The organism is Acinetobacter stercoris (assembly GCF_900323515.1).
Classification (GTDB): Bacteria; Pseudomonadota; Gammaproteobacteria; order Pseudomonadales; family Moraxellaceae; genus Acinetobacter; species Acinetobacter stercoris.
Map to the genome: position 1 here is coordinate 1 of NZ_OOGT01000040.1, position 24050 is coordinate 24050.

Consider the following 24050-nt stretch of genomic DNA (forward strand, 5'->3'; position numbering starts at 1 on the left):
CAATAAAATATATATTTTTTAATAAGTTATACTTCATATAGATTAACTTTTATTCAATTTTGATTCAAGTGCCAATAAATAAGATTTATTTTCCAAACCACCAGCAAACCCAGTTAGCGATCCATTTGTCCCTACTATACGATGACACGGTACAATGATAGAAATCGGATTTTTTCCATTGGCTGCACCAACTGCTCTCACTGCTTTTTCATGCCCTATTTCAACAGCAATATCTTTATAACGACGAGTTTCACCATATGGAATTTTAAGTAAGGCTGACCATACTTTCTTCTGAAAATCCGTCCCATTGAGTTCCAATGGAAGTTCAAAATGTTGTCTTTCTTGAGCAAAATATTCAGTTAATTGTTGTCTAGCTTGGGATAAGATAGGATGTTCAACCTGATCAAGCATGATATTTAAAGGGACCCTGTCAGGATTTTCATTCTCCCAAATCACTGCAAGCAATGCATGGTCATGAGCAACCAGTTTCAGCATGCCTACAGGTGAATCCATGTTCATACAATACAGTTGCATATTTCCCTACAACACATTATGAAGAAGAAAGCTTCATAACAATCAAACCTGAAATAATCAATACTGCTGCCAACATACGCATTGCGGTGACTGGCTCACCTAAAACAAATATCCCAACCAGAAATGAACCCACTGCACCTATCCCTGTCCACACAGTATATGCTGTACCTAGTGGAAGTGTTTTCATCACATGCGCCAATAAAGCAAAACTGGCAATCATGAAAACAATTGTTAAAATGCTCGGAGTTAGCTTTGTAAAGCCTTCCGAAATTTTCATACAATAAGCCCAGACTACTTCGAATAAACCTGCGATAACAACTAATACCCAAGCCATTTTATTACTCCTGAATCATATATAAAAAATTAGAAACAACAAAAACTCAAGAGAAGACCCGATAAAAAACCGAATTCTCTTGAGCTTATCTGAGATGGAATTAGATGATTAAGATGATGATAATTTCATCAGAATTAAACCGGAAATAATCAATACAGCAGCGACCATACGCATTGCTGTGGCAGGTTCACCAAGTACAAAAATACCGACCAGGAATGATCCTATCGCACCAATACCAGTCCAAATGGTATAAGCCGTACCTAAAGGCAACGATTTCATCGCATATGCCAAAAGACCGAAACTCAGAATCATAAAGAAAATGGTGATAACACTTGGGGTGAGCTTGGAAAACCCTTCGGACAATTTCATCGAATATGCCCAAACAATTTCAAAAAGACCTGCCAATAATAATGTAATCCAAGCAACCATGCCTGCCTCCTAATCATAGAGTCAGGCCGTCCTGACGTTTTATCTTGGTTCGATCTGCTTGATGCACCAAGGGAGGTCGTTCCTCCTGTTATTTTGCTACATTATAATTCATTGATTTTAATTTAGGAAATAATTTACATATTATGACTAAAATTTAATTTATTTCACACTTTAACCTTGACTTTCTCAAAAAATAGCAAGCAAAGGAATCCTGTTTAATATCAAACAAGATGACTCCCCAAACTACTGGAGAGCATCTTTTAGATCAAAACTTAAATGTTATGCCAGCACCATAAACTAAACCTGATGCTGATTTCGTTTCAGCTTGCCAGTTTGTTTGCTTTAAACCATTTTCATATGAATAAGCAATATCTATAAATGGCATGACTTTCTTGGTGATTTCATAGCGCGTCTGAATACCTGCTTGCAAATTTGCAAGACCAGTTTTTTTTGCGTATTTTGAATGATCACTAAATATAACCTCTGCATCGAGATATGGCATTGCAATAAACTTTTGCGTGAATAAAATATCTCGCTCCATTTCCAGACTCATGGAAATCTGCTCATCATCACTGATATATAGATAACCTTCAGTTTCAAAGTAATAAGGTGCCAGACCCAATATCCCAAGTTGTGCATCAACTTGTTGCTTATCCTTTACTTTATGTTGATCATTTCGGTAACGTACACCCGTTTGTATATCCCAGAAATCAGATATTTTACGACTATATAGAGCCGAAATATCATAATGCTCTTGGGTTGATTCTGCTTTACCTAGATGCCCTGATAAAAACAGTTTGTTTTCATCAGTCCCTATCCATGATTTCAGTCTGGATTTTAGCTCCCCATCACCGTCATCATTCATCATCCATTTATTTTCAAGAACGGTTGAATGTACAATTTGCCCACCATGATCTTTCATATGCTCATGTATAGAACCAGATTGATCAACTTGCTCATTTAAATGCTGTGCATGGTCACTATGTATCTGTTGCTCTGGCTGATTGGTCATATCAACATCGGGTATATGTGACGCTGATGAACTGGAAACTATCGGTATATTCATCATATGATGGTTATCATGTGCAGTAGCAATTGAATTCAGCATTAACATACCGCTAAATAGCACTGTTTTTGAAAAGAGATCAGTGATGTGCATGTTGCTCTCCTTTCATATTCTGTGCATTGTTTCTTTCTGAACTGGCTTTCGTAGATGTATTTTCATCGGCAACATTTGCAACAACAAGCTTGTTCATCATTCCTGCACTCATGTGATAAAGCAAATGGCAATGAATAGCCCATTCCCCTGGTTCATCCGCAGTTAAAAGTGCGGTTACTGTTTTCCCAGGCGGTACGATAATCGTATGTTTATTTGGCATATATTCACTAGACTGACCATTCTCAAGCTGCATAAACATGCCGTGCAAATGCATTGGATGTGCCATCATGCTGTCATTGACAAATTTAATGCGAATACGATCACCATATTTGACATGCAGTGGCTCAGCCTCATTAAACTTCTTGCCATTCATTGTCCAAATATAACGTTCCATCGTTCCACCGAGATGAATGACCATTTCACCAGAAGGTTTTCGAGTATCTGTTTGTGGTGTTAATGATTTCAGATCGCTATATTCAAGTGCCTTATTACCAACAGGTGTTGCCCTGTTTGCCCATCCCTGAACAAGATCTGGTTGGGTACTCATTTCTCCATTTGAAGTATGTTCCGGATGACCCATCAACATCGTTTCATGCTTTGATGTATTCGTATGTGCTGTCTGATTTTCCTCCAACATCTCCATATGACCTTGAAGATGATTTGCCTGATGATGAGCGGATGAATCCATCTGCATATCTCTCATGTCATGATTGTCTTGTGTTTTCTGCTCATGTTCAGCATGCTCCATTCCCATATCCTGCATGGTCAACAAAGCCCGAGGTCTTGAAGCTGGTTCAGGAAACAATACTTTCTCTGTATTTTCCTGATGTAATCTCGCCAGGGCAAAGCCAGAGCGATCCATAGATTCTGCCTGAATCTGATAATTTGTCTTCACAGGTTCAACGATTACATCATAGGTTTCAGCTGTCCCTATACGAAACTCATCAACAGCAACAGGCTGGACTGGTTGACCATCAGCACTGACTACAGTCATTTTTAAATCAGGAATACGCACATCAAAAAATGACATCGCTGAGGCATTGATAAACCTCAAACGGACTTTTTCCCCTACCTTGAAATTTGCAATCCAATCCTGTTCTGGTGTCTTGCCATTTACAAGAAAGGTATAGCCCGTTACATCAGATAAATCAGTTTTAAGCATGCGCATCTGGTTCCACATGGAACGGTCATTCCATGTCGATTTCAATCCTTGTTTTTTAAACTGTTTAAAGACATCGAAAATAGTCTCTCTTTGGTTTTGATAATATTCCACATCTTTCTTTAAATTCTTGAAAATCTGGTCACTTGTAGAATGATGAAAATCTGAAAACATCACAACATAATCACGTTGAGTTTGCTCATACGAAGTAAGTGCCTTTTTATGCTTTGGATAGATCACCAATGAACCATATAAACCATCTTGTTCTTGCCCCTTACTGTGTGCGTGATACCAATATGTCCCAGACTGCCGAATTTTAAATTTATAAGTATAATTCTGGTTGGGTTTAATTCCCTTAAACCCGCTTAAGCCAGGTACCCCATCCATAATTGCTGGCAATAAAAGCCCATGCCAATGTATAGAGGAATCCTGTTTTTTGAGATTATTTTGTACATGTATGATCGCCTCATCCCCTTCCTCAAAGGTTAAGGCTGGAGCTGGAAACTGACCATTTACAGTAATCCTCTTAACTGGCTTTCCCGTGATATTTACAACATTTTCATCAATAGTGAGATGGTATTCTTTTACTGTTGCAAAAACTAAATTTGATGATACAAGACAGATACCGATCATCAGGGTCTGTTTAAAATGCATAGACATGACTTAACCTTTATTTTCAAAATTAGAGAATTTTTTTTTAAAAGGTTAAGTTTTGGGAGGACGCAATATTTCCTGCCAGAATCCTGCTAGATGCTGTGCCTGATAAGCCATATGTGGAGGGGAAATGGACGAGTAATTTTGTGGCTCATTAAGATTAAGGGACATTTCATCCAACCAGGAAATATGGTTTTGACACAATAACTGGCTACATTCATGACAATACTTATTATCAGCCATCTTGGTGAGCATATCTGGACATTGTGTATGTTCATCAACTATATGAACTGAATCTGCTTGCTTCTGGCAATGCTGTTTTGAATTTGAAGTACCGTGTTGCATATGGACAGATTCAGACTGTGTTACTGTTTTCATCTGCATATGCATAAACTGATTTGAGGCAAAAGAAACTCCACTTCCAACTATGGCAAAAACCATGAGAAGAACAAACCATACACGTTTGATTAGAGATTCAATCATTGCCATAAAGAAATAAGCAACTCTACAAAATTACTGTGACCAGATTCATCATACCCTAAACAAAAAACAATCGCCAAATAGCTTTATGTGAAAATACTTACTCCAAATCCCTTAAAGCATTTATTTTGGACAGATATTTTTTAATCAATGTTCAAATTGTACCCATGTTTTTATTGTCGTTTAATTACACAAAAAATGGCCCGTTTGGGCCATTTATATGCAACTTTTGAATATATGATAAGCAGTTGAATTAAAATTGTTTAATCTATAAACAGGATATCCATATGCTTATCAACACAGTTATCCATACAGTTATCATCAGAGTTATCCACAGAAAAACTTTTGTATTGTGAGTAACTTAGATCTGGACAGCACCAACTTTTGCAAGTTCAGAACGCATTTCATCAATCACTACTTTATAGTCTGGTTGACCAAAGATAGCAGAGCCTGCAACAAACATGTCTGCGCCAGCTTCTGCAATTTCACGGATATTTGCAGGTCCAACGCCACCATCCACTTCAAGACGGATATCTCGCCCACTTGCATCAATAATTTTACGCGCTTGACGAAGTTTCTCTAAAGTCATGGGAATAAACTTTTGTCCACCAAATCCGGGGTTAACACTCATCAATAAGACCTGGTCAACTTTATCTAAAACATAATCCAGATAATGTAATGGTGTTGCAGGATTAAAAACCAACCCGGCTTTCGCACCACCAGCTTTAATTAATTGTAATGAACGGTCAATATGATCAGAGGCTTCCGGGTGAAAGGTAATAATATCTGCACCTGCTTCCAAGAAATCTCCAATCAGACGGTCAACAGGGGAAACCATTAAATGCACATCAATCGGTGCCTGAATACCATATTTTTTTAGAGCCTTACATACGCCTGCACCAAAAGTTAGATTTGGAACATAATGATTATCCATCACATCGAAATGAACAACATCAGCACCGGCTTCCAAAACATTTTCAACTTCTTCACCTAAACGTGCAAAGTCGGCTGATAAAATGGAAGGTGCAATTAAATAAGGCTTGGACATGGTTAAACCTGGCAGATGTTTTTGATGATCAGGATTATAACAAATTTGATCATGACCTGCTTTTCAAATGAGTTCACGGAATGATCCTCATTCTGAGTCTTTAAACATCCATGCATATTTTTTAAATTCAATAACAGTTTTTAACCAATATTTCTGATAAATTAGAATTTATTTGAGTAAATGAGAATGAAAAGCAATACCAAAATTAAAACAAACGAAGCCAAGCGCATTTCAAGACGCTTATTCAATCACTGGAAACATAAATTTGAAGTAAGCGAGTCAGACCATACCACCTTTATTTACATGCCAGATGCCACGGTTCAACTTGATTCACACTCCGATGTTTTAGAAGTAACATTAACTACAGATCGAGAAGATTTTGCACATCTGGAACAGGTCATCATTGCACACTTGAACCGTATGGCTCAGCAAGAGTTTGATGTTGAATGGTTACATCAATCATGATCAAGGTTTATTGTGATGTGAAGCTTCGAAATCTCGCACCATCTGAATTCTTTTTTCAGTTGCAGGATGTGAGGACAGAAAATCACCACCTGCTCCTTTCGTTTTCTCTTCACCACTTTCATCGCTTAAACGTTGTAAAAAGTTAGCAAAATGAGAAATCGATAAATGACGTTTATGCATCAGTTCCAGAGCGTATAAATCGGCCTCACGCTCAAACTCTCTTGAATAACCTGCACCTAACAAACTCAAAGGTAAACTATGCAGCAAATCCGAGCTATCCCCTGTTATCGCAATGTAGATCACACTAAACCCTAGACTTGAAAGTGCCTGCTGCAAACTATGCCTTTGAACCAAATGACCTTGCTCATGTGCCAAAACGGCTAATATTTCCTGATCACTATGTGCAAGTTCTATAAGTTCGTCAGTGACGATAATCGTATTGTTTGGCAAAGCAAGAGCATTTGCACCTAATGTATCACCTTGCCTGAAAATAATCGTCGCTGGTCGCCCTTCTGCAACCGTATTTTGATAATTACGCCTAATCTGCTCTTGTTGCTGAAAAGGCAAGTGACTTTGTGTCGTCATATCAAAAACATAATCTTTTGCCTGATTTCCCAACGCATTCAAGGTATTTTCTGGCAGTTTAAATGCAACAAAGTGAGAAGCGGCTGGAACACCCCATTTCAACGCTGCAAATGCCAAACTAAAAACCACAATAACACTCAGTACAATCAGTGAAGGTGTACGCTCAAGCTTCCAAACCTTGTGATTAAAACCTTTATGTCTAATTGCAAACCACTCTGGTACCTCTTTTTGTAAAAACTCTATCCTTGCGTCATCGTTAATTTCAACAACTGGATTAGTTTTTCCTAAAGCGCCAATCAAAATCATTTGATCATAATGATAACGACGTATTTCTGCTCTGTTTTCAAGTTGATAACGGATCTGGATACATTGTTGATCAATGGGCAATATCTCTGCATGGTGTGGCTTCGACGACACACCATCATAAAAAATAACAGCCAAAGCTTGATGCATCCGTTATCCCTATTGTTGTTTACGGAAAATTAAAGTGAAATATCCAGATCAAAAATATCACTAATTTCTTCTGCAATTGCATTATGGTCAGTTTGTGCCAAATTAATCATCTGGTTAGGATCATCTTCTAGCTGTAAACTCAATGATTCAACCTGATATTTGTATAATCGGATCGCCGCCCATGCAGACATCAAGCCTAAGCTCAATACTTTTATAATCCAATTGCTAGCCACAATCCATGTATATTTCCATTGGTTACAGTCTGTTTGAAACTGACTATCTCCCAGGCGAGTATGATTCCAAGTCGTAATATAGATACGAGCCTGAATCAAAGGGCCGATGAAAAACAGTAATAAAATATATACAGCGATTATCAGATAAATCCCTAGCTGACTAAGATTAATATTTATCCCTTGCCCCGTACTCATGGCACCATACAAAGCAGCAAATAAAATTCCGATAATAGCCAATACCCCCCAAAACAGAAATATTGGAATATAAACTGCTGACATATAATTTGACCATGAATTGGTTAAATTAAATTTCAGTTGCCCTACATATAAATGATCTACCAAGTATTTCTTATATAACCAAATAGCAACAGGAGCAAATATTCCCAAGGTAGCAATTGAAATCAGAATCGCTTTTAAAAACAGCCAATATGCCTGTTTGGTGCTTCCTGAAAAATAAAAGCGACTATTTCCAAACTTACTATTTCTTGAATTAAAGCGGATAGTTGCCCGCACAAGCCAAGGGATCGCCAGATAAATAATCAAAAAACCAATAAATGTTAAAGTTGGCGCAAACATAGATCCGAATGAAACTGCAGCATACAGTCCCAATGCAATCAAACGTCCAATTAAAATCTTTGTGGGAAGCCCTGTGAAGTCGAAAGCCCGATCAAAAAACGCTGTATTGGTATAAAAATATCTTAGACGGCGGACTTTAGCCCATGGTGCATAAAGACTTAAGGTTACAATAGTCAATAAAATATTAATAAACCAGATCCCAAAATATTCCATTGCCTGACCATGGAACCGGAAACGATACGTCTTTCCTAAATATAAAGGTCTGTCTTGACTAACAAATAGAGAGTTTTCAGTAAATTCTGGAGTTTGATCCGATAAAATATTCTCTTCAGGTTGCTGCATTCTGTACTCTTGTTTTAATTACATCGTTAAAATTTTTAAGTTTAAAAGTATTAATTCAATACAAATTTTATATATTCCTATTTTAAGAGAGTTTCTTATAAAATCACAACTATTTGCGTTTTTATTTTACCAACACCATATAACCTATTAATTTTAATAAAAATATCAAGTTTTTTAAATATATTAATACTCAACTTTACTGGAGGATTACAAACTAATCCTCCTTTCAATGATCATGATTTGGTTAATTGCAAAGTATGAAACTGTAAATGATCATCAACAAAACTCTGAATAAAGAAATAACCATGATCATATCCATCATGGAAGCGTAAGCTGAGTTTTTGCCCAACTTTTTGACATGCCTGTTGCAACAGTTCTGGATTTAATTGACTATAAAACTGGTCATCTTTTCCCTGATCAATCAACACTTCACTAAATAATTGCCCTTTAGCTTGTATCAATGCTACAGCATCATGTTTTTCCCATTCTGTCTTATCCATCCCCAAATAACTGGAAAAAGCTTTTTCTCCCCATGGACATTGACTAGGTGCACAAATAGGAGCAAATGCTGAAACAGATTTGAATTTTTCAGGATATTTCCAGGCCAGAGTCAATGCTCCATGTCCTCCCATAGAATGTCCAAAAATTCCAACGGCATGAACCCGAATAGGAAAATTTTCAAGTGTGATTGTATACAGCTCATCAACAATAAAGCTTTCCATTTGAAAATGTTCAGCCCATGGTGCCTGTGTAGCATTGATATAAAAGCCTGCACCTTGTCCAATGTCCCAGTGATCACCTTGCTCAACCCCATCCCCTCGTGGAGAAGTATCAGGCATAATCAAAATCAGTCCTAATCGGGATGCCAGACGCTGTGCATGTGCTTTTATCGCAAATGTCTCTTCAGTACAGGTAAGTCCTGCAAGGTAGAATAGTGCGGCACACTGTTGTCCTAACAATGCCTGAGGAGGTAAATAGATAGCAAATTTACATTGCCCTTTTAGAGTATGTGACTCAAATTGATAAACACGTTGTTCACCATCAAAACATTTATTTTTCTGAATCAACTCCATGGATGGACTTCCTCTTTTAAATAACGAGCTACGTTAATGTACCTCAGTAGCAACTTGTGCTGTTTTTGCACTGATCGGCTGAATCGCTGCCGGATTATCAGAATTGACATGTACATTAGGATCAATCTGTGTTGCGGGTGGAAAAAGCCTTTGCTCCAGTTGTGGCAACATCAACTCCATATTTTTACCAATCACCCATTGCGGTTCTGATGGTTCAAAACCTTGAGCATTTTCCCATTTTGCAACAGTTTCTGCTGCCTGAGCAAAAGCTGCCTTCAACGAGGTTTGATCACGCATTGCCTGATCAAAAAACGCACGGCCAAAATAAGTATAATCAGCCTCATTTGAACAACCAAACGAAGTACGATCCGCAGCTGAAGCGGTAATAATTAAAGTATCTGGTGATTGTAAGGCTGGAATAAAACTACCAGAATAACATGCAGAAATAACAATCACTTTCCAGCGAATGCCTGATCTATCCAGACTTTCTCTTAACCATTTTGGATCAACATCATCCATATCAATTGGCGCATTTTCCAGCTCGAACTGATTTTCTAAACCATGAGAAGTCATATAAAGAAAAAGTACATCACTCTCTTTATTCATTTGCTGGCCAATACGACGTAGCGCCATATCAATACTGGTTTTAGTTGCAATCGGGATCTGCGTAATGGTTTCTGGATTATTGATCAACTCCATGGAGCGTCCATATGTTCCAAAACGCGTATCAAACTGTTCCTTGATTCGTTCTATTTCTGATTTAAAAACATCCTGATAGCTCGCCCCACCAACACCCAAAAAATACCAATGCGTTTGGGCAAATTCACCAAACTGGATTTGCTCCAAAGCCTTATTCAACATCCTGCCTTGTGTATAAAAAGCCTGTTCTGAAATCGACGGGGGATTTTCTTCAACTTTCCAGATTGGTTGATCCTTGACTGACAATTGCCAAACCACAAGGGTAAATAAAGTAGCGATCATGATCAGACCACGTTCCCACCATGGCCATTTTAATTCTCTGGAAAATACCCAGACCACAGCCAGACTTTGCCAGACAAAAAGCACCATGAAAATAATAGGCAAATAATCGTAAGTAAAAGCAGGAAGATAATCCAGTGTCCCAAGATATTGAATAAAACTTTGTAATAAAGCGATGTGAGTATCCAGTACCAGCCAAAGTAATGCAGGTACTAACATCAAACGTGAATTATTGGTTCGCTGGGAAAGAAAAATCCCAACAATCAAGGCAATAAAGGGCCAAAGGGCGTAACTCACCAAACCTTGCCGGTTAAATGTGCCACCATCACCTGCGATCAGCCAACTAAATAGCGTATTGGCACAACCTCCCAGTATCCCCCAGAAAATGAGCTGTAAAATAGACGGTCGGACAATCTGTAAAGATTTTCTTGAGCCTAAAAATAACCACATCCCCGCGAGTTGGTTACTCTTAAAATCATGCCAGAAATTGATTGAGGGTTTCAGATCTATCATACGGTTCAGTTTTACAGGTGGGCTTTTTATTCAGCATACCTAGTTTATGCTCGAGTAATATTTTATCAATGATATATTTAACTATATATCAAATTTTCGTCTAATTCTGCATCGTTTACTAAATCACTTAACAAGTTTTTTTTGTGAAGTATGCATCAAATCGACAAGCATCACCTTGCCATTGATGATCCGGTTTCAAATTTGCCAGAAATACGGCTAAACGAGGTCGCTTAACCACAACTCGATCTGAAATTTGCATAGCCAAATCTAGCAGATAATCACCCAAATCCATATCACCATCTTCAGGTAAAAGTAGATGCAATAGCTGCATCTGTTTTTTTACCTGCGCCTGCTTTTTAACTGCTTGCTGATTCTGATCCCGTTGAGGAAACATCGGATCCAGATAGACAACATCAAATTTGGCATGCTGTTGAATTTGTTGCTGTAAATACTCTGCTGAATCTGCAAAAACCAATTCAATACGACTGACTATTTTTGCTAAAAATGGATCTTGTGCTGCTCGCTGTTTAGTATCTTCAAGCAAGGTAAACAATATTGGATGACGCTCAACCAATGTAAGCCTGGCACCTAAGTGCGCCATTAATAGGCTATCATGTCCCAAACCTGCTGTAGCATCAATTAATGTTGGTTTTTCAGCCAAATTGCAAGCTCGGGCGATCATCTCTGACTTTAAACTGGCACGTTTCAAACGTGGAACTTCAGCCTGCCAGTCTGGCTGCATTTTCATACCATTAGCACATAGCCATAATCCGTGCTCATCAACACACAAGGCAATTTCTGGATGGAGTCTTAAGAACCGTGCATTGAGCTTTTCAACCGTTTCTATACTTACACTCACCCCACGTAAAGAAAGCACAGCTTGATAGTGCTGTGCTTTCGATAAAAATCCAGATTCAGTATATAAGCGAATACCGCTTACCATAATTTCCAGCCTGTAATTGCAAATAATAAAATAATCACACCAGATATGATTCGGTACCAAGCAAAAACCATAAAGTCACGCTTAGCAACGTAAGCCACCAATACACGGATTAAAATAAGTGCCGATATAAAAGAGACCACTAAACCGACAAAGAATACAGTCCAGTCCTGAGTCGTCTGATAGATATGATAGTTTTTGGATAAGTCCAGCAAACCTGCACCAACGATGACAGGAATCCCTAAAAAGAAAGAAAACTCAGTTGCTGCTTTCCGGGAAATACCCAAGAACATTGCACCAATAATCGTTGCACCCGAGCGCGATGTACCAGGAATCAGTGACAATACCTGAATAAGACCGATATAAATCGCTTCTTTTATGGAAATATGTTCAACATCTTCAGCATTTACCTTTGGAGGATGCTTTTCAATCCACCAGATAATCAAACCACCGACTATCAGACCAATTGCAACTGTTACATCATTAAATAATAGTTCTTTAACGGTTTCACCAAAAGTCAGACCTACCAGAACAATGGGAATAGATGCCAAAATCAGACTAATCCCTAAATGACGCCCCTTAGGCTCACCAGAGAACAGTCCAACAGCTGCTCCCCATAGTTTCGTCCAATATTCATAGATTACTGCAGCAATAGCACCCATTTGAATTGCAACAACAAATAGGTCACTTTTATCTTTGGTCCAGAAATCCATCAACTCTGATGCTAAAATCAGGTGCCCTGTACTAGAGATGGGTAAGAACTCTGTAACACCTTCAACTATACCCATGACAGCTGCTTTTAAGAGCAGTAAAAGATCCATGTGTAATCCTAAAAATTAAATTATGCTTTACCTTGTTCTGGAATTTTTTTCCAAGCATTATCCCGTAAATAAACAGGTAACGCCAACTCTGCGCTTACCCATTCCTGTTGTGCAACTTTTTGACGTGCAATCGTTGCGATATCCTGAGCTGAAGCCGAAACAGACTGAAACTCAGTGGCATTAGCCTGTATTAAAGCTGATCCTGAACCAATTAGTGTAAATTTTTGATAATCGACACCCTGCTCATAGTTTAATAGTTTTTCTTCATCTACAGCTTGCATGATCGACTCCCCATCTAACTGGAAACTCGCCATATAAACTTCCTGCATACGGGCATCAAGTACAGCTGTCACTTGAGTTAAACCAGCCTCTCGATAAGCAGCTTGCGCAAGCGCTTGTAAGGTTGACACAGGGATTACAGGCAGATCATTTGACCATGCCAATGCCTGAGTTACAGCAGCATTGATCCGCACACCACTGAATGAACCAGGACCACGGCTAAAGGCGATTGCAGTCAAATCAGATACAGGAACATTTAACTGATTGAGCCCCTGATCAATCATCGGCAAAATAGTTTGCGTTTGTGCTTTTGCTCGCTCATCACATTGAAAAAAAAGTGTTTGAGTTTCATCAACAATTGAAACGGAACACTGCTCATTGGCAGTTTCCAATGCCAGCAATTTCATGCACAACCTTAACTATCTTAAAAATGCCAACTATAATACTCCAGTCGCTTTCATAGCGCGAGTTATTATAAATTCTTCAACAAAAAACTTTGGAAAATAACAAGGTTTGTCATATTCCGATATGGATGTAAAAATATTTTTTATTGATATTCAACTGAACTTGGGCCAAGCCGTAGTAAATGATCAGGCTATCGACTAAAACTCGAACTTTTCTAATTGAATAAAATTTTTAAAATGTTCTGCATAATGCATAGCACTCATTTTCAAACGTACTTCAGCATCGGCATCCAGTGTCTTGACTACTTTGCCTGGCGATCCCATGACCACTGAATTATCAGGAATGATTTTTCCTTCAGGAATCAAGGCATTTGCACCAATAATACAGTTTTTACCAATCACTGCATTATTCAGAATGACTGAATTTATCCCAATCAAAGTATTATCACCAATCGTACATCCATGTAACATCGCTTGATGCCCGATAGTGACATAATTTCCAATATTCATTTCAATACCGGCATCAGTATGCAAAACTGCATTTTCCTGCACATTGGTAAAGTCACCAAGACGGATTAAACAGTTATCTGCACGAATAACTGCACCAAACCACACACTGACCTGCCTGCCTAATTCAACCTGCCCGATCACTGTGGCATTATCAGCAATCCAGCCATCCCAAGGTTTATGCATAGCTTTAGGTGCATATTGATTAAATTTATACATCATTTTAGACATTCCTTTGATACAGCTAATTTTACTTGATCGTTAAATTCTGAGGTTGAAATGATGGAGAATTTAAAATAAATGGCCATTCTTTTTGATAATTCAAACCATACTGAAACAATGAGATAAGTATCCGTGCTGTTAATCCCCAAACAACTTCATTTTGTACTTGCATACTCGGAAAATAAATTGACTGATGCGCCATTCTTACTTCATAAGGAACAGGCTGTGCTTCCATTAGCTGTGTTAAAGGGACATAAAAAATACGGTCTATTTCAGAAGGCTGGGCAATCAATTCAACCTGAGGAGGGATAAGTCCAACTACAGGCTTGACTGAAATACCGCTTTTTGCCTTTTCCATAGGCAAATCACCGAGCAGTTTGACATCAAAAGGATTTAAAGCAGTTTCTTCCCATGCTTCCCTTAGGGCAACTGCAATATTACTGGTATCACCAGGATCACGTTTTCCCCCAGGAAATGAAACCTCACCAGCATGATTATTGAGATATAAGGAACGACGTGTCAGTACAACTTTAGGATCTATTTCATTAGTTATTGCAATTAACACAGCAGCTTGAGCTTGCTCAATATGTGTAGCAAAACGTAACCTTTGCTGCAAAGTCTGCGTCAATGAAAAATCCATCATTTGTCCTGCCGTTGTCATATTTACCCATGTCTTTTTGTTCTCTTTCCATCATATATGAAATTTTATGGATAAGGTTATAAATGATGCGAAAGTTAAAAAATTCGGTTATGCTGAACTATCCTTGGTTAAAATGATAAATATGAGTTTCTGTACTGCTTGCGGACATCCAACTATAGATAAAATTCCACTAGGCGATCATAAAGTCCGTCAGGTATGTACCAATTGCGGAACAATTCATTATGTCAATCCCAAAGTCATATGTGGTGCACTAGCAATATGGGAAGAGAAGGTTTTACTTTGTCGGCGTGCGATTGAGCCACGCTATGGTCTCTGGACATTACCTGCTGGCTATATGGAGTTACATGAAACCATGGCCGAGGGAGCTGCTCGGGAAACACGAGAAGAAGCTGAAGCCGAGATACAGATTGAACAACTATATTGCATGTACGATATTCCACGTATCGGACAAATTTATTCTTTGTTCAAAGCAACGCTAATAGAAGGAAAGTTCGGTGCTGGTGAAGAAACCATTGAATGTCGTCTATTTGAGGAGAAAGATATTCCATGGGGAGAACTGGCTTTTCCTAGTGTAGAGCGGACATTGCAACATTATTTTGAAGACCGTAAGACCCGGAAGTTTCAAGTACATTTAGAAACTCTTGGTACGCGTCTGGATAAAACGGGTTAATATTAAAAACTGACTATAAAAAACCATCCCGAAGGATGGTTTTTTTATTGACTAGATTTTAGTTTTAAGTTGATAACAAGCTGGCAAAGTTACATTACCCTCAAAATACCCAGATTGTCTCAGTGCAATATCCTTCATTTCCTGAGTAGACGTATTATCCTCGGCAGTATTATAAATATGCTGAAATTTTGCATAAGGATTTGTCCAGCTAGGTACTGTAGTTACTAAAGTTTTCCCTGTACTGTCATCTATATAAGTACGGTAACCTAATATAAAAATTCCACCTTTTACATTATCTTGTAATAAATTCATTAGATTTAAACGAAGAGAAGTACTTTGTGACGGCTGGATGCCTGCAGCAACCCCATCCAGATTTCCAAATACTGGACTTGACAGAAGCATACGAATATAAATCGATTGCTCCCTTTTATCTGCACTTGTATTTGTCGTCCCCACAGTACCGATCCTGTATTGTTGAACACCATTGCTATCCTTATATGTAACTGGGTCAATATCTGGGCATTGATCTGATGACAACTTTCCATCAGTAGCAAGATTCGTTCGGATATCACCATTTTCATCAATCACAATACTCAACTTGGTTGGTGCAATGGATGATGTTGCACCAGCTACCTTATCAAACTTCACATCTAATGTTGCATACAATGGAAATATATACTTCTCTCCCTTTGCCACATTGTCTTTAGTTTTAAATATTTTTTTATCCAAATATGTGGCATGGTCAGTTTTAATGATATCGACTGTTCCGTCATTAAACTGCTCCCCATCTATGTTTTGTTTCCATTTTCCAAAAATAGAGGCATCACCAGTAGTTTTAGCATTGATAAGCCTTTGATAATAATCTTGAGTTCCAGGAATAGCCGTATCTGCAATCAGAGTCCCCTGATAAATTGAAATATTATTCTCAGCCTTGTCCGGTGATTGTAATTCCAATGGCTTCACTGTCTTGTACGATAGTGGATCTAGCCATTTATCTTGAGTATTCAGATTAAATTTTTTAGGGGAAACTTGAAATATAAGCAAGTTTGAAGCTAAATCAGATAGAGTATCATTCGTTTGAAGTTTTGGTTTTCCATTCCATTGTGTCGCATAACCCAAAGTATAACCTTGACGGGTTGTCAACAAAAACATCTCAGCAATAGAATAAGAATTAGCTTGAGACTGACTTTTTGCCATAAAACCTTTAATGTCTGTATTTAGAAAACTTGTATTTGCAGCACCAGCAGAATATGTTGCTACATTTGCCTGATAAATAAGTTTTTTTGCTACAGCTTGTGCTGCCTGTTCATCTATTGCAGAGATATTTAGCCATGGATTTAATTTTTCCACATAACTCCCATCCAGAAAATCTTTTGCTTCGATATCTGAAGTGATCGTTGAGAGCTTGTCTTTTAGTGCCCCTGTGAGGGTTATCGGCTGGATGTCTGATTGAAAATTAGAATTAGAAACCTGAACAGCCTGCAATACTCTGATGATCCCAACCAACGTTTTAAAAGTATTATCCTCCATACTCATACTTTTGGCTTCAGCATCAGTTAAGCCCGTTGCTAGATCAAGTAGGCTTAAATAAGCTATTCTTATTTTTGTACCAGATATCACTTGTTCTGGTCTGATTTTGGAAAGATTCACAAATCCTAAATTAACCGTTCTACTGCTTTGGGAACCTTGTATAAAGAACTTGATTCTATCTCCTACCTTACAGCCCCCATTAGCAATATTTCCTGCATCAAAAGCAGTCGCAAAATGGTTAGTCGTATCACTACTACAATCAAAATTTAAACCGGCGACAGGGTAGTCCAAAGCAAACGTTTGACAATTCCCTCCTTCTGAAGCTTGACATCCATTGGTTGAAGTTACCACACCTTGATATGGATTTTCATTAATATGGGAACTTTCCCCACCACAGGCAGTCAGAGCTGATACAAGTCCAGTAAGTGCAAAAGGAAGTAATAATTTGGTTTTCATAGTATTTAATCCTTGCTTAACGTATAACATCAAGCTTAATTTGTCCCTGATTCGTCAGCTGCTTATTTTCAACATCAATTGCCGTGGATAACGGCGTTAAAAAAAGATACTGTGCTTGAGCTGGTTTTTTTAGTAAGCCTGTTAAAGCTGCATGTTCTAACGGACTTTCTTGTTTTTCTTGGCTTTTAAATCCACTCACCCCTTCAACAACACAACCGTTTTGATCTAAAAAAACGGCTAAGGGCCAATAATATTCAGGATTTTTTAGAGAGGAAGCATATGATGTCAATTGAATATTATTGATATCAGCATTTAATTTTACTACCTCATACATAAAGCGTTCTTTGATTGGAGCTGTCGGCCAAATACCCAGCTGGGTATTTTTTTGACTGAGTTCTTTTGCCTTTTTAATTTTTTTGCCAGTAAAACAACTTTGTTCTAATGCTTTTTCGACTTGATCTTTTGGTAACCGGTAATAAGTAGATGATAATGCCATTACCGTTACATTTTCAGGTTCATTTGCTTTTGTAAACTTTTCAAGAATAGATTTAGTTACACCCTTTTGTCGCTCAACGGTCTCGACATGCCGTGCACCAGCAGTAGGTGCATCTGGCATAATATAAAAACGCTTCCGCCCCTCCAGATTAAACTCACTATCTTCAAGAAACTCACTATCTACATACTTCACACCATCAAGTTCAGTAAAGTTTTTATTTTGAGACTCAAGCTCTACGGACTTTTTGCTTTGCGTAGCAGTAGAATTTAGCTTCTGCTCATTATCAATCTGCACCTCTGAACTAGAAATAACTGCTTCAGTTGCTTCTTGATTTTTTTTATCTTTTTTAAACAATTGTCTTATCGAGCGTGGTTTTTTAGCTAGCACAGACTCTTCCTGAATCTCTGTCGACTTATTTGCTTCAGCTGAAAGTCCCGATGGTATAACCTTTTTAACTTTAGGTACAACTTCACTTTCAACAACTTCTACTTCAGGTTTTGATGAAATAATGACTGGCTTCGATTCCGCAGGAACTCTCTGCTTAGGAGTGATTATCTCCAAGTCAGAGTTCTTTGATATTATTTCCTTTCTCTCTTGAGGTTTTTCTTCAACAGTTTTTACAGGCTCAACAAGTTTTGTGACTTCCTGTGGTTTTGGTTTTTTCGGCTGTTTGACTATTTTTCTATCATGAACACTTTGAGGGACAACCATTGGAAATCCATCAGGCCCAATAATGGTATAAAAACCGTCTGCATTTACAATCGGGCTTACTATAAAAATATATAGACCAATAGGGATAGTTATAAAAGACTTTGTTATTTTCAAGTTCATCACCATCTCGTTCTATAGTTCAAACCCAAAATCGTCACTTTTGTATTGGTTTTTACATTCAACCCTGCATATGGATTCAATAAAAGATTATCAATCCCACAGGCATTGGCCATACTACTGGTACATGCAGGAATGTTATCCCGACTACGTAAAAAACCGACAGATAAATCAATATCTGTATCTTCATCAAACCTATACCCAATACCCAGACCAAATAATTGTGCATTATTGATCGGGATTAAAGTATTCCGTTTATCATCTGGAATCGCACTGGTTCGAGGCTCATAACCAACCCTGAACTTTAAACGATCAGTTGCAGAATATTCCAGACCAATCCCCCAGTTCCACGGGGATTGCATTCCTAAAGGTAGTTTTAAAGAATTGTTCGTTACATTACTCGATAACAATTTGGCAATTTGTAATGCAGTAATATTTCGGTCAAATTTAAACTCAAAAGTATTCCATGCCTTATAATCTGTCCATCCCACGTCAACATTGATTTGCAAGTCCGGTAAAATTTTATATTTTATCCCGGCCTGAATATGCTCAGGATATTCAAGATCCATCGATACCAAACCTGATTCAACTGCCGGGATTCCACCAGGAAACTCAAGCAATTTCGCCAAGAACTGCCCAGATACTGCCGAATTCATCCCAGCAGCAAGTTCACGTGGAGATAGAGCATTACGAACAACATATTTACCTTTTAGTTTCATTTTAGCCGGGCTTTGATAGACCAGACCGAAACCAAAATCTTCAGTAGGCTCCCACATGAGTCCCAAATTAAAACTAGGACTCAAACTTTGTGTCATCTGGACTTCCATCTGACCAAATTTTGAAAATGGATTCATCCCTTCTTTAGCATTGCACAGTCCGAATAAAACCATATTCAGGAATTCATCATTATTCCCTTTGAAAGGAGCACAGATATTTTCATCAATCATCCGTAAAACTCCAATCATTTCATTTGGGAAACGCAGATCAGTTTTCATGGCAATGGCTTGATACGACATGCCAATAGAAGCACCAATTGAAAGCTGATCATTAACCTGATAGGCGATAGATGGAGATAAATAGGTAATACGTTCAATGGCGACCTGCTGTCCCATATAGTTACCAGGGTTGCCATTTTCGGAACCGAAACCTGCAACCAACGGTGCATAAGCAGCTGTTGCAAAAGTTAGTTTAGAACCAGGTGGGTTATACGACACACCACCAGTGGGGGCAAGCACTGGCCAACCTTCCCCTAAGTCGACGATTTTATTCACAAATGGAACAAACAGACTCGGATATTCAACATCCGCACGTACTTTATCCTTGAAGCTTGTACACAAATTGGATGGATTGTCTGCTCGATCATTACAGACCAGAGGATCATCTGAATAACCAAAAACGTTATATCCTGCTGGTACTGAAAGTTCTTTTTGAATATCAAAATTTGCAACAATACCTTGTACGTCTGTTTGCAAACCTTTTAATTTGGTTAAACCTGCAGGGTTAAAATGGATCGCACTAATTCCTGGAGGGTCAGCCGTCACGGCATTCCCCATAGTTAAAGAGCGAATATCAACGGATAAATTTAGTCCTAACACCGCAAAAGCGGGTGAAGATACGCCGGCTAATAGCAAAGCACTTGCTAATGGGCGCAGTGGCATGGTTTTCATACCTCACTCCCATTAATTAGCGCGCTTCTTTTTGCTTAATCCCAAAATATCAAGAGGGAAAGACAAACCTAAAGTGACATCGGGTGAATTTGAGGTCAAACCTATACCCAATGTACCATTAACGATGGTTTCAGGTGATACTCTCACCCCCAAAGCAATTGAAAACATGGAACTGGTCTGATCTGGTGCTTTATAATATTCACCATCATCACGATATCTAAACTCTGTATCCATATTCATGGTCTGTTGATAAGACATTGTCATGGAAACATCATAGTTAAATGAATAAGCAAAACCTAAAGAGAAGCCCATTGTCATGCCTGGGTCAAACTCACTTAAAACACGCTGTCCTTTATCCCCACCACCTCGAAGTTGATTTAGGCCAGACTCTTTAAATCCATAATTCCCTGATACAGAGGCAAATAAAACCACAGGATCTATATATTTACGTGTACTCGCTCCAACACCTACAGAATAGTACCCTTTCCCTGTAGAAAGATCAGTAACGGGATTAATTTCATAAGGGCTATCTCCAGTTTTACTTGAGAAATTACCAAATAAAATCAGGGGTAAACGTCCAGCTTTAAGTGGGAATGGTTCCCAGCGAACGCCTAAACCAACATCTCCCAATCCAGCAGTTGTTGTATCTTTTTGACTATCAGATTTTGCAATAAATGGGACAGATGCCGTTAACGTTAAGTTATCAAGCAAACCATATTGGACCGTAAAAGTATTGGTCAATGTATGGTTGGCATCCTCATCAACACGTAATTGATATAATGCTCCTTGATCTACTGCAGCATTAATCTGTACATCATTATAATAAGAGTAATCCAAATCATAATATGTTGAAATTTCACCTTTTTTAATCAGTGAATATTGTCTTTCACTTGAGGTAAAAACTTCCTGCAAATTCGTTTCTTGAGTCGCATCACCTTCTTTTTGCTGTAAAGCCTGTGCTGCCTGCTTTCCCTCTTGCGGAACCAGTGAAGGTGTCGTTTCCGCGCCAGACTCTGGCTGAGAAGATGTCACAACTTGGGGGGCTGCTTTACCAGAACTCGAATTAGCCTGACTAATTTCATTAGTAGCATTATCAGCAGCGTTCCCACTGACCTGAACAGCTGTATCTTCTGCTGATTTGTATGTAGAAGATTCTGATGAAGATTCAACACCGTCTGCAGCATATACACTCCCAAATACAACTTGAATGCTAAGCGCAAGTAAAGAGCGGTTCATCCATTGTTTATTCATTTTAATCCTACCAATTCCCGAGAATATTGTTTATTTATTTTTAAATCCGATTTTTACTTATCTTTTATAATAGAGACGCATGAAGGATGTAATTGGCTGACCATACGTGTTTGAGTTTGGATCTCGGTCAATTACTTTTCTCATGGTCGAAGCTTTATCGGCGAGTTTATTTATATAATCTGTAGAAAATTGAGCATCGACTAACGCATAACGATGAATTGTAGCGTCATCAACATGTCTCATATCAGCATCTTGTAAAGCAAGTAAATCTTTACGCTGTTCTTCCGGGACATTAATCAAAAATAATGTGTTGTTTTCCCATATTTTTTTAAAACGTTCCTGATCAAAACTAATATTTCCTAAAGCGGGATCTGCTACATATACACGCCCATCTTTATAAGCTTTATAAACAACAAAATGCTTAAAGCCAGCATATGAAATTGGCACAATTACAGGTTGTTGTTGTTTTATCAGGTCAGAAAACTCTCCTTTAAATCCCCCACTTTCATACCCCAAAGCTGTAACAAAACGTTTCATATCCAGTAATGAAAAGCTGCGGCGCTGAACAATTCGATCATATTCACCAAAACGCAGCAAACCTTCCATCGTTTGTTGTTCCGTTAATTTTGTTCCCACATAACCATTTAACAATGTAGTTAATGCTGCTGACCCACAACTATAATCATAAGCCTGGCGAACAATTCCTCTAAACTGATTTTCAAGAGCAGGCTTAATCCGCACCTCTTCCCTATGATAGCGAGATAATGAGTTATTTCTCGGGTCAAGAACCTCTGTGTAATATACTGCATCAGCCGGCTTTTTCTTAATGTCAAGGGCATGACTAGCAAAATAGTAAATTAATGCTGAGCCCAAAGTAATCTCTATCATATTTAAACTATTCTAATTTAGGCATTAATTTGCCAGTAAGTGTTGATCTTATTTTTAGAGTGAACACTCTACTTCCTTTCTGAAAAAGATACAGATATTTTTATAAAAGTACATCCTTTTTTTTGACTTTTACTATATTTCATCACTCTTTTTGTGAAAAAGAATGATTATTGTCCATNTTAGATGACTTTTTTATAATCTGTCATATATTTTATAAATCCTATCCCAGAAATTTCTAAACCCGATGAATCAACTTATAAAATCTTTAGATAAAAAAAAGCGCGTGCTAACCACGCGCTTTTTTTAAATCATCTTAGTGACCAGAAATTGTGATAGAAGCACCAGCATTAGCACCATTCATCACTTTTAAACCACTGATCTGCACATCACCTATTGAAGCAGAGTCTTTAGTACCTAATTTGATTGACTGTACATAGACATCAGCTGGTGTTTTCAAGGCTGTAATTTTTAGACCATTAGTCGTTACAGCAACATCTGCATTCAATGCTAAATCATTTGAACCAGTATCGTTGACTTTAATTTTACCCAAAACAATATCACCACCACCAGCAGCTGAAGCGTCATGTAGAGAGATATCACTAATGGTTAAACCACCAACCATAGAACCATCAAGTTTGATCATCGCACCTTGAGGTGTATTACCTAACTGAATATTTGCTTTAGTTACACCAGTAGTTAAAGACAAACCGTTCAGGATAGTTGCAGAATTTTTACCTGCTGTAATCAACCCTGTTGTACCATCTTTTTCAGCATCAGTAACATTGATTTTACCAAGCTTGATGTCTAACCCAGACACTGCAGCGGAAACGTTTAAGAACGGTTTTCCACCACCACCATCTGTATCAATACTGATATCTGCCAAATTCTTAGAAGCCAATAATGATGAAGCATTTGCAGTAAGTTCAACATTTTGTATATCAATCGAACCTGCTTTACCACTGATAGGTGTCACAGGAGCATTTGGATCAGCAGGGTCTGGCGTACCAGGAACAACTAAACCGTCACCGTCATGAACATACAAATGGTCAATCGTAATTTTTGTAGCACCAATCCCAATGTTTAAACCATCCTGACCTGTTGTTGCGCTAAGTGCGGCATCATCGAGTTTTTCCATTGCCATTGCATTTGCGCTAACCGCTACCGCAGAAACTAAAGCAAGTTTAGCAAATAATTTCATATGTCTCTCCCAAGAGCATTTTTTTTCATTTTTAACCACTCTCCGTAGCCGCCATTGCTTTTTGATTTTTTTAACAACTTTGACTGCAATCCTTGAGGGGTCCGTTTTGCTCTTCTAAATTAACCTTATGTTATTTTTTGTTCAACTGTACTTTATTAAAAATTGCTAAATAACCGATAAACGGTACTTATGTGACTGGTTATACATTTTTGTATCC

At 38.1% G+C, this 24050-nt stretch carries 24 protein-coding genes; 2 read left to right on the forward strand and 22 right to left on the reverse strand.

Annotated features, from left to right (window positions below):
• Positions 1 to 42: 42 nt before the first annotated feature.
• The 7 genes from KPC_RS06290 to rpe all read right to left on the reverse strand — a co-directional run bounded on the left by KPC_RS06290 (position 43) and on the right by rpe (position 5797).
• Positions 43 to 534, reverse strand: coding sequence for a methylated-DNA--[protein]-cysteine S-methyltransferase (locus KPC_RS06290; RefSeq protein ID WP_121973555.1), 492 nt, complete (start codon positions 532 to 534; stop codon positions 43 to 45).
• Between the two features lie 16 nt (positions 535 to 550).
• A complete protein-coding gene (gene sugE, locus KPC_RS06295) occupies positions 551 to 868 on the reverse strand; it encodes a quaternary ammonium compound efflux SMR transporter SugE (protein ID WP_121973556.1) in 318 nt (105 codons plus the stop codon).
• Positions 869 to 976: 108 nt separating this feature from the next.
• Positions 977 to 1297 carry a quaternary ammonium compound efflux SMR transporter SugE gene (sugE, locus tag KPC_RS06300; protein ID WP_121973557.1) on the reverse strand — a complete coding sequence of 107 codons (321 nt, stop codon included), beginning with the start codon at positions 1295 to 1297 and terminating at the stop codon, positions 977 to 979.
• Between the two features lie 265 nt (positions 1298 to 1562).
• Positions 1563 to 2456 (reverse strand): copper resistance protein B, encoded by an 894-nt coding sequence (locus tag KPC_RS06305; protein ID WP_121973558.1) that lies wholly within the window; start codon positions 2454 to 2456, stop codon positions 1563 to 1565.
• Complete coding sequence (locus KPC_RS06310; protein ID WP_121973559.1) at positions 2443 to 4275, reverse strand: copper resistance system multicopper oxidase; 1833 nt, start codon at positions 4273 to 4275, stop codon at positions 2443 to 2445. Before KPC_RS06310 ends, KPC_RS06305 begins: the two co-directional genes overlap by 14 nt.
• A 45-nt stretch (positions 4276 to 4320) precedes the next feature.
• Positions 4321 to 4758 carry a hypothetical protein gene (locus KPC_RS06315; protein WP_121973560.1) on the reverse strand — a complete coding sequence of 146 codons (438 nt, stop codon included), beginning with the start codon at positions 4756 to 4758 and terminating at the stop codon, positions 4321 to 4323.
• 352 nt (positions 4759 to 5110) lie between these two features.
• Complete coding sequence (gene rpe, locus KPC_RS06325; protein ID WP_121973561.1) at positions 5111 to 5797, reverse strand: ribulose-phosphate 3-epimerase; 687 nt, start codon at positions 5795 to 5797, stop codon at positions 5111 to 5113.
• Between the two features lie 186 nt (positions 5798 to 5983).
• Here rpe and KPC_RS06330 point away from each other — a divergent pair, with 186 nt between their 5' ends.
• The gene (locus KPC_RS06330; protein WP_121973562.1) at positions 5984 to 6262 is read left to right on the forward strand and encodes a DUF2218 domain-containing protein; all 279 of its coding nucleotides are present in this window, start codon (positions 5984 to 5986) and stop codon (positions 6260 to 6262) included.
• Here the strand turns inward: KPC_RS06330 and KPC_RS06335 are convergent, their stop codons facing one another.
• The 9 genes from KPC_RS06335 to KPC_RS06375 form a co-directional block, all read right to left on the reverse strand.
• Positions 6263 to 7300, reverse strand: coding sequence for a M48 family metallopeptidase (locus KPC_RS06335; RefSeq protein ID WP_121973563.1), 1038 nt, complete (start codon positions 7298 to 7300; stop codon positions 6263 to 6265). It lies immediately after the preceding gene.
• Between the two features lie 29 nt (positions 7301 to 7329).
• Positions 7330 to 8451, reverse strand: a complete 1122-nt coding sequence (locus KPC_RS06340; RefSeq protein ID WP_121973564.1) for a YjgN family protein — start codon at positions 8449 to 8451, stop codon at positions 7330 to 7332.
• Positions 8452 to 8684: 233 nt separating this feature from the next.
• Positions 8685 to 9524 carry an S-formylglutathione hydrolase gene (fghA, locus tag KPC_RS06345; protein WP_121973565.1) on the reverse strand — a complete coding sequence of 280 codons (840 nt, stop codon included), beginning with the start codon at positions 9522 to 9524 and terminating at the stop codon, positions 8685 to 8687.
• A gap of 33 nt (positions 9525 to 9557) precedes the next feature.
• Positions 9558 to 11015, reverse strand: a complete 1458-nt coding sequence (locus tag KPC_RS06350) for a C13 family peptidase (RefSeq protein WP_228212182.1) — start codon at positions 11013 to 11015, stop codon at positions 9558 to 9560.
• Between the two features lie 127 nt (positions 11016 to 11142).
• On the reverse strand, positions 11143 to 11958 hold the full coding sequence (locus tag KPC_RS06355) for a class I SAM-dependent methyltransferase (RefSeq protein WP_121973566.1): 816 nt from the start codon (positions 11956 to 11958) through the stop codon (positions 11143 to 11145).
• A complete protein-coding gene (locus tag KPC_RS06360; RefSeq protein ID WP_121973567.1) occupies positions 11952 to 12776 on the reverse strand; it encodes an undecaprenyl-diphosphate phosphatase in 825 nt (274 codons plus the stop codon). Before KPC_RS06360 ends, KPC_RS06355 begins: the two co-directional genes overlap by 7 nt.
• 20 nt (positions 12777 to 12796) lie before the next feature.
• Entirely contained in the window at positions 12797 to 13462 is a 666-nt protein-coding gene (gene tsaB / locus KPC_RS06365) for a tRNA (adenosine(37)-N6)-threonylcarbamoyltransferase complex dimerization subunit type 1 TsaB (RefSeq protein ID WP_121973568.1), read from the reverse strand.
• 195 nt (positions 13463 to 13657) lie between these two features.
• Positions 13658 to 14188, reverse strand: coding sequence for a gamma carbonic anhydrase family protein (locus KPC_RS06370; protein ID WP_121973569.1), 531 nt, complete (start codon positions 14186 to 14188; stop codon positions 13658 to 13660).
• A gap of 28 nt (positions 14189 to 14216) precedes the next feature.
• Positions 14217 to 14831, reverse strand: a complete 615-nt coding sequence (locus KPC_RS06375) for a CoA pyrophosphatase (protein ID WP_121973576.1) — start codon at positions 14829 to 14831, stop codon at positions 14217 to 14219.
• 139 nt (positions 14832 to 14970) lie between these two features.
• On the opposite strand from KPC_RS06375, the gene KPC_RS06380 reads away from it, so the two are divergent.
• Entirely contained in the window at positions 14971 to 15519 is a 549-nt protein-coding gene (locus KPC_RS06380) for an NUDIX hydrolase (protein WP_121973577.1), read from the forward strand.
• Between the two features lie 51 nt (positions 15520 to 15570).
• Here the strand turns inward: KPC_RS06380 and filF are convergent, their stop codons facing one another.
• From filF to filA, 6 genes are all read right to left on the reverse strand, one after another.
• Positions 15571 to 17505, reverse strand: a complete 1935-nt coding sequence (gene filF / locus KPC_RS06385; protein ID WP_121973570.1) for a putative pilus system protein FilF — start codon at positions 17503 to 17505, stop codon at positions 15571 to 15573.
• Positions 17506 to 17521: 16 nt separating this feature from the next.
• Entirely contained in the window at positions 17522 to 18832 is a 1311-nt protein-coding gene (gene filE, locus KPC_RS06390; protein ID WP_171334430.1) for a putative pilus assembly protein FilE, read from the reverse strand.
• Positions 18832 to 20496 carry a putative pilus system OmpP1/FadL family transporter FilD gene (gene filD / locus KPC_RS06395; protein WP_121973572.1) on the reverse strand — a complete coding sequence of 555 codons (1665 nt, stop codon included), beginning with the start codon at positions 20494 to 20496 and terminating at the stop codon, positions 18832 to 18834. The genes filE and filD overlap by 1 nt, the downstream gene beginning before the upstream one ends.
• A gap of 12 nt (positions 20497 to 20508) precedes the next feature.
• Positions 20509 to 21747 carry a putative pilus system protein FilC gene (filC, locus tag KPC_RS06400; RefSeq protein WP_121973573.1) on the reverse strand — a complete coding sequence of 413 codons (1239 nt, stop codon included), beginning with the start codon at positions 21745 to 21747 and terminating at the stop codon, positions 20509 to 20511.
• A 57-nt stretch (positions 21748 to 21804) separates the two neighbouring features.
• Positions 21805 to 22635: a putative pilus system C39 family peptidase FilB gene (filB, locus tag KPC_RS06405; RefSeq protein WP_121973574.1), complete on the reverse strand. Its 831-nt coding sequence runs from the start codon at positions 22633 to 22635 to the stop codon at positions 21805 to 21807.
• 313 nt (positions 22636 to 22948) lie between these two features.
• Complete coding sequence (gene filA / locus KPC_RS06410; RefSeq protein WP_121973575.1) at positions 22949 to 23833, reverse strand: putative pilus system protein FilA; 885 nt, start codon at positions 23831 to 23833, stop codon at positions 22949 to 22951.
• Between the last annotated feature and the right edge of the window lie 217 nt (positions 23834 to 24050).